Origin of the sequence: Mesorhizobium sp. M0293 (genome assembly GCF_040321735.1) — a bacterium.
In the GTDB taxonomy this organism is placed as follows: Bacteria; Pseudomonadota; Alphaproteobacteria; order Rhizobiales; family Rhizobiaceae; genus Mesorhizobium.
Genome location: NZ_JAMYSA010000188.1, coordinates 1 through 7,221 on the forward strand (window position 1 = coordinate 1; position 7,221 = coordinate 7,221).

A 7,221-nucleotide genomic window follows, 5' to 3' on the forward strand; every position below is an offset into this window, starting at 1 on the left:
CTTCGCCAAGCTCAAGCACTGGCTGCGCAAGGCTGCCAAGCGAACAGTCGAAACCGTCTGTGACGCCATCGGCCAAATCCTCGGCGAGGTCACGTCAACCGAATGCAGAAATTACTTCACCGAGGCCGGCTATGCGCCAACCTAAGTTCATCCCGCTCTAGTCTGCAGATTGACGACGCGCCAGGAATTCGACTTCGAGGTGCCAGTCCGCGCCGTCGTGCGAGCGCTCGCCGAGCCAGCGGAAGCTGTCTTCGGTGATGCGCGAAAAGCTCCAGCGCACCGAAGAGCCGGTGCCGTCGGCGCCGACTTGCACGATCGTGTCGCCCTCGGCGCGGCCGAGCTGGCGGCTGAAATACTGGTTGCGCGGATCGCTCCAGAAGATGTGCCAGGCGTCGGCGCCGGGATCATAGACACGCAGCGTCGTGCCATAGAACGTCCAGGCGCCGAGCGAGGGCGAGGGGCCGGCGTTACGCGCGGGCAGGATCCAGACGTCCTGGATCGCCCGGCCTTCCAGCACCCAGCCGAAATGCACCTCGCCACGCCCGGTCAGCACGGTGCCGTCCTCGAGGTGGCGCGAGGCATCGAACGTCCAGGCACCGGCGAAGCGCCCGTAGAGGTTCAGTTTTTCGGCGAGCCCGTTGATAGGTCCGGGACTGTGCAAGGCTTCGGCAAAGGAGGATTGGTCAAACATGGTTCAACTCTCTTCTTGTCAGGAGGCCGGGAAGACTAGGCGGTGACGGGGTTCTGGGCTTGGGAAAAATTGCTATATTTCGGCCATGACAGCGACAACGCATACGCTTGCATCCGGCCCGGGCTGGCGCGTGACGGACGTGATCTGCACGGCCGGTGCCGGCGATCGGCCGTTCGAGGAAGCACATCAGGATTTCTGCGTCGCCGCCGTCACCAGCGGCACGTTTCGCTACCGCGCGCAACAAGGCACGGCGATGCTGGCGCCCGGTGCCCTCCTGCTCGGCAATTCCGGCACATGCTATGAATGCGGGCATGAACATGGCAGCGGCGACCGTTGCCTGTCGTTTCATTTCGGACCGTCCTACATGGAACGGATCGTGGCTGGCGTGCCGGGCGCCAGGAAGCTGGCCTTCGCCACGCCGCGCCTGCCGCCTTTGCCGGTGCTGGCGCCACTGCTGGCCGACGCGGAGGCCGCGCGCGAGACTGCTGACATAGATGCCTTCGAGGAACTTTCCCTGCGCATAGCCGGTGCTGCCGTGACCGCTGCCGCCGGAACCACGCATGTCAGGCGCGCGCCGAGCCGCCGTGACCAGAAACGGGTCGCCGGAGCGGTGCGGCGGATCGAGCTGGCTGCCGACGGGCCGGTCTCACTTTCAGCGCTTGCCGATGAGACTGCGACCAGCCCTTACCATTTCCTGCGCGTTTTCCGGCAGGTCGCGGGCATGACGCCCTATCAGTTCCTGCTCAAGACGCGGCTGCACAGGGCAGCGGTGCGGTTGCACATGTCGGATGATGCGGTCTCGGCGATCGCCTTCGAGGCCGGCTTCAACGATCTGTCGACGTTCAACCGCCGGTTTCGTCGTGTCATGGGCGAAACGCCCGGTAAATATCGCGCCCGCCGTGGCGCAATGGGCGTTCGCGTCTCGTGAATCGGCTCGGGTGCTCGCGAGGGCGCCCACAGGGTCCAATCCATCTCGCTAGTGGCTTTCGCTCGGGGAAAACGTCCATTGCAGGCTTTTGCGTCGATTGCGGTGAAACCGCCTTGGCCATATCGTCGCAATCAGCGGTATCCATTTGAAATTACCACCAAAAATGACACTGGAAAAGTGCCTGACATGTTGGAGTTTCAGCCTTGCTTCCTATATAAGCACCGAGTGATTCCTGATTAGATTGTGATCCGATTTGACCGACCAGAAGACACCGCGCGGCGCCGACGGCGGCCCCACCGGCATCGAACCGATATCCATCGTCGAGGAGATGCAGCGTTCCTATCTCGATTACGCCATGAGCGTGATCGTCAGCCGCGCGCTGCCCGACGTGCGCGACGGCCTGAAGCCGGTGCATCGCCGCATTCTCTTCGCCGCCCATGAGAGCGGCTACCACTGGAACCGCAAATATGTGAAGTCGGCACGACCGGTCGCCGACGTGATGGGCAAATACCATCCGCATGGCGACGCTTCCATCTACGACGCCTTGGTGCGCATGGCGCAGGACTGGTCGCTGCGCGTGCCGCTGATCGACGGACAGGGCAATTTCGGCTCTATCGATGGCGATCCGCCCGCGGCGATGCGCTACACGGAAGCGCGGCTGACCAAGGTCGCGCACGAGCTTTTGGAGGATATCGACAAGGACACCGTCGATTTCCAGGACACTTATGATGCGTCGGGCAGCGAACCCAAGGTTCTGCCTGCACGGTTCCCCAACCTTCTGGTCAACGGCTCGGGCGGCATCGCCGTCGGCATGGCGACCAACATCCCGCCGCACAATCTCGGCGAAGTCTGCAATGGCGCGATCGCCCTCATCGACAATCCGGCGATCGACCTGCCGGCGCTGATGGAAATCATTCCGGGACCGGATTTCCCGACCGGTGGCATCGTGCTTGGCCGTTCCGGCATCTACAGCGCCTATGCGACCGGTCGCGGCTCCATCGTCATGCGCGGCAAGGTCAACATCGAACAGCGCGGCAATGACCGCGAGTCGATCATCATCACCGAAGTTCCCTACCAGGTGAACAAATCGTCGATGATCGAGAAGATGGCCGAACTGGTGCGTGACAAGCGCATCGAGGGCATTTCCGACATCCGCGACGAGAGCGACCGCCAGGGCTACCGGGTCGTCATCGAGCTGAAGCGCGACGCCGTTGCCGACGTCATCCTCAACCAGCTCTACCGTTTCACGCCGCTGCAGACTTCGTTCGGCGCCAATATGGTGGCGCTGAACGGCGGTAAGCCGGAAGTGATGAACCTGACCGACATGCTGAAGGCGTTCGTCGCCTTCCGCGAGGAGGTGATCACAAGGCGCACGAAATTCCTGCTGCGCAAGGCGCGCGACCGCGCCCATGTGCTGGTCGGTCTCGCCATCGCCGTCGCCAATATCGACGAAATCATCAAGCTGATTCGCACCGCGCCGGATCCGCAGACGGCACGCGAGCAGTTGATGGAGCGGCGCTGGCCCTCCGGCGACGTCGAATCGCTGATCCTTCTGATCGACGACCCGCGCCATCGCATCAACGAGGACGGTACCTACAATTTGTCCGAAGAGCAGGCGCGCGCCATCCTCGAGCTGCGCCTGCAGCGCCTGACCGCGCTCGGCCGTGACGAAATCGCCGACGAGTTGAACACGATCGGCGCCGAAATCATTGATTATCTGGACATCCTGTCGTCCCGAGCACGTGTCCAGCAGATCGTCAAGGACGAGCTTGCCGCCGTGCGCGACGAGTTCGGCACGCCGCGCCGCACCGAACTCTCCGAGGGCGGTTCGGACATGGAAGACGAGGACCTGATCCAGCGTGAGGACATGGTCGTGACGGTGAGCCATTCCGGCTACATCAAGCGCGTGCCGCTATCGCTCTACCGGGCACAGCGCCGCGGCGGCAAGGGCCGCTCGGGCATGTCGACCAAGGAAGAGGATTTCGTCACCCGGCTGTTCGTGGCCAACACACATACGCCGGTGCTGTTCTTCTCGTCGCGCGGCATCGTCTACAAGGAAAAGGTCTGGCGGCTGCCGATCGGCAATCCGCAGTCACGCGGCAAGGCGCTGATCAACATGCTGCCGCTCGAGCAGGGCGAGCGCATCACCACCATCATGCCGCTGCCCGAGGACGAGACCAGCTGGGGCGAACTCGACGTGATGTTCGCCACCACGCGCGGCACTGTGCGCCGCAACAAGCTTTCCGACTTCGTCCAGGTCAACCGCAATGGCAAGATCGCCATGAAGCTGGAGGAGGAGGGCGACGAGATCCTCGGCGTCGAGACCTGCACCGACAATGACGACGTGCTCCTGACTGCCAGTTCCGGTCAGTGCATCCGCTTCTCGGTCGGCGACGTGCGCGTCTTCCAGAGCCGCAATTCTGTCGGCGTGCGCGGCATCACCATGGCTGAGACCGACCGCATCATCTCGATGTCGGTAATCGAGAACGTTGATGCACCGCCAGCCGAGCGCGCAGCCTACCTCAAGCGGGCGGCGGCCGAACGGCGGCTTGCCGCCGGCATCGCTGCCGGCGAGGAGGAAGAGATCGCGCTGACCAACGAAGAGGTCGGCGAGGAGACGGAGCTTTCCGACGAACGCTACGAGTTCCTCAAGGCACACGAGCAGTATGTGCTGACGGTGACCGAATATGGCTACGGCAAGCGCTCTTCGTCCTATGACTTCCGGCTGACCGGACGCGGCGGCAAGGGCATTCGTGCCACGGATGTTTCGAAAGTTGCCGAGATCGGCAGGCTGGTGGCGACCTTCCCGGTCGGCAATGACGACCAGATCATGCTGGTGTCGGATGGCGGCACCGTCATCCGGGTGCCGGTCAACGGCATCCGTTTCGCCAGCCGCGCCACTAAGGGCGTGACCATCTTCAATACGGCTGAAGGTGAAAAGGTGGTTTCGGTCGAGCGGATCTCTGAGCCGCAATCGGACGAGGAAATCGAAGAGACCGTTGAGGGCGGCGCTGATGTCGCTCCGGCGCCTGACGCCGGTCCTGAGGGTGCGGAGTAAGACCGGCACCCAGCTTTTGACATAGCAACGCCGGCCAATCGGCCGGCGCGGCAGCAAGTCTGGACTGACTCAATAGTGACGGTACGGCTTGCGGGGGCCGAAGCCTTCGAAGCGCTTGGTGTTTGCCTTGACGCGGACACGCTGTGCCTCCTGATGCAGCCCAAATACGGTGGCGATCAGCATGACGACGGTCATTGCGGTGGCGAGCATGTAGATCAGCATGTGCGTTCTTCTCCTGCGCCTTATAACGGATAAATGGGATTTTGGTTTCATCTTATTAAGGTGCAACCTAGTGAACGCTGCGTGAAGGCTTCGTGATCAGCGTGTTCATCTGTCGTTCATGCGCCGGAAAAGGTTCACGGCCGGCGCGCCAATCGGATTTGCCTTTGCGAGAGAGGCTCGCTAGAGCCTGTTCCATCTTGATGGACGGAAGATGGAACAGGCTCTAGCTTTCATTTGAGCATGATCTTTTCCAAAAACCGGTTTCCACTTTTTGGGATCATGCATTAGAAGCACCAGCCATGACTGAACGCATCGCCCTCTATGCCGGCTCCTTCGACCCGCTGACCAACGGCCATCTCGATGTGCTGAAGGCCTCGCTGGCCGTGGCCGACATCGTTTATGCGGCGATCGGCATCCATCCGGGCAAGCAGCCGCTGTTTTCCTTCGAGGAACGGGTGCAATTGATCGAGACCGCCACGAAAGCGGAATTCGGCCGTGATGGCGCGCGCATCAAGGTCGTCGCCTTCGACGGGCTGGTCATCGACGCGGCCAGGAAGCAGGGCGCCTCGATCATGATCCGCGGCCTGCGCGACGGCACCGACCTCGACTACGAGATGCAGATGGCCGGCATGAACGAGACCATGGCGCCTGAACTACAAACGGTTTTTCTGCCCGCCAGCCCCTCCGTGCGCACCATTACCGCCACACTTGTCCGCCAGATTGCCTCGATGGGAGGCGACATCCGCCCCTTCGTGCCGGCGGCGGTTGCCGGCGCGCTCACCGCCAAATTCACGAAATAAGACCCCGGAGACAGATATGCAGCTGAAAAAGCTCGCCTCGTTCCTCGTTGTGCTTGCCGGTCTTGTGACCGCATCGGTCTCGGCTTTTGCCGCCGACCCGGAAAACACCATGATCATCACGCTGAAGGACGGCGACGTTACCATTGCGCTTCGGCCCGATCTCGCGCCCAAGAACGTCGCGCAGATCAAGAAGCTGGTGCGCCAGGGCGCCTATGACAACGTCGCCTTCCACCGCGTCATAGACGGCTTCATGGCGCAGACTGGCGACGTCAAGTTCGGCAACATCAAGAAGGGCTTTAGCGCCCAGGCCGTCGGCACCGGCGGTTCCGATCTACCCGACCTGCCGGCCGAATTCTCGCAGACCGAGCGTTACACGCGCGGCGTGGTCGGCATGGCCCGCTCGCAGGACCCCAACTCCGCCAATTCGCAGTTCTTCATCATGTTCGCGCCGGCACCGCCGCTCGACGGCCAGTACACCATCGTCGGCAACGTCGTCAGCGGCATGGAACTGGTCGATCAAGTCAAGAAGGGCGACGAAGCGGACAATGGCACGGTCACCGACCCCGACCAGATGATCAAGGTGCGCATCGCTGCCGACAAATAACTCTGTTTTCTCAAAAGGATATCTGACATGGCCGAAATCAAAGACCGCGAGAACGCGCTCATCATGGAAACGACCAAGGGCAAGGTGGTCATCGAACTTTTCCCCGACCTGGCGCCCGGCCATGTCGCCCGCATCAAGGAACTGGCCCGCGAAGGCGCCTATGACGGCGTGGTTTTCCACCGCGTCATCGAGGGCTTCATGGCGCAGACCGGAGACGTCAAGTTTGGCAATTCGAGCAAGCCCTCGTTTGCGCCGTCCCGGGCTGGCATGGGCGGCTCGGAAAAGCCGGACCTGAAGGCTGAATTCTCCAACGCCAACCATGCCCGCGGCACCTGCTCGATGGCCCGTTCGCAGAATCCGAACTCGGCCAATTCGCAGTTCTTCATCTGCTTCGACGATGCCGCCTTTCTCAACCGCCAGTACACGGTCTGGGGCCAGGTCATCGAAGGCATGGACAATGTCGACAAGATCAAGCGCGGCGAGCCGGTGCAGGATCCCGACAAGATCGTGTCGCTGAAGGTCGCGGCCGACGTCAAGTAAGGGTAAACGACAATGATGGGCGTCGTCTGGTCGCTTCTCGGCATCCTGTCCGGCGCCTTCATTGCCATTCAGGCACCGATCAACTCGCAGCTGGCGCGCGACCTGGGTCTCCCGATTGCGGCGGCGGCGTTTTCGTTCCTGTCGGGCGCAATCGTGCTCGGCATCCTCTCCGTCGCGGTTGTGAAGCTGCAAGGCATCTCGCTCGACTGGAAGGCGCCGGCGCCTTGGCTGTTCGTGGCCGGGGGCATGCTTGGCGGCTTCTATGTCACGCTGTCGACGATTCTCACGCCGCGCATCGGCGCCGCCGCCTTGATGGCATTCCTGGTCGCCGGCCAGTTGCTGGCGGGCATGCTCGTCGATCGCGTCGGCTTCCTCGGC

The 7,221-nt window shown here is 62.3% G+C and carries 8 protein-coding genes; 6 read left to right on the forward strand and 2 right to left on the reverse strand.

The features are described from left to right. Positions 1 to 157: 157 nt before the first annotated feature. Positions 158 to 691, reverse strand: a complete 534-nt coding sequence (locus NKJ06_RS33565; protein ID WP_352627851.1) for a hypothetical protein — start codon at positions 689 to 691, stop codon at positions 158 to 160. Between the two features lie 85 nt (positions 692 to 776). On the opposite strand from NKJ06_RS33565, the gene NKJ06_RS33570 reads away from it, so the two are divergent. Both NKJ06_RS33570 and gyrA read left to right on the forward strand, forming a co-directional pair. Beyond that, complete coding sequence (locus NKJ06_RS33570; protein ID WP_352812197.1) at positions 777 to 1,619, forward strand: helix-turn-helix transcriptional regulator; 843 nt, start codon at positions 777 to 779, stop codon at positions 1,617 to 1,619. A 253-nt stretch (positions 1,620 to 1,872) separates the two neighbouring features. Then, positions 1,873 to 4,677 (forward strand): DNA gyrase subunit A, encoded by a 2,805-nt coding sequence (gene gyrA / locus NKJ06_RS33575; protein WP_352812199.1) that lies wholly within the window; start codon positions 1,873 to 1,875, stop codon positions 4,675 to 4,677. 69 nt (positions 4,678 to 4,746) lie between these two features. On the opposite strand, the gene NKJ06_RS33580 is transcribed toward gyrA, so the two are convergent. Next, positions 4,747 to 4,899, reverse strand: a complete 153-nt coding sequence (locus tag NKJ06_RS33580) for a hypothetical protein (RefSeq protein ID WP_352660330.1) — start codon at positions 4,897 to 4,899, stop codon at positions 4,747 to 4,749. A gap of 299 nt (positions 4,900 to 5,198) precedes the next feature. Here NKJ06_RS33580 and coaD point away from each other — a divergent pair, with 299 nt between their 5' ends. The 4 genes from coaD to NKJ06_RS33600 all read left to right on the forward strand — a co-directional run. Then, positions 5,199 to 5,699 carry a pantetheine-phosphate adenylyltransferase gene (coaD, locus tag NKJ06_RS33585; protein ID WP_352812201.1) on the forward strand — a complete coding sequence of 167 codons (501 nt, stop codon included), beginning with the start codon at positions 5,199 to 5,201 and terminating at the stop codon, positions 5,697 to 5,699. A 109-nt stretch (positions 5,700 to 5,808) separates the two neighbouring features. Beyond that, positions 5,809 to 6,303, forward strand: a complete 495-nt coding sequence (locus NKJ06_RS33590) for a peptidylprolyl isomerase (RefSeq protein ID WP_352627937.1) — start codon at positions 5,809 to 5,811, stop codon at positions 6,301 to 6,303. A gap of 27 nt (positions 6,304 to 6,330) precedes the next feature. Next, the gene (locus NKJ06_RS33595) at positions 6,331 to 6,843 is read left to right on the forward strand and encodes a peptidylprolyl isomerase (protein WP_127269467.1); all 513 of its coding nucleotides are present in this window, start codon (positions 6,331 to 6,333) and stop codon (positions 6,841 to 6,843) included. Between the two features lie 12 nt (positions 6,844 to 6,855). Then, the coding region (locus NKJ06_RS33600; RefSeq protein WP_352812203.1) for a DMT family transporter at positions 6,856 to 7,221 on the forward strand (366 nt) is incomplete at its 3' end.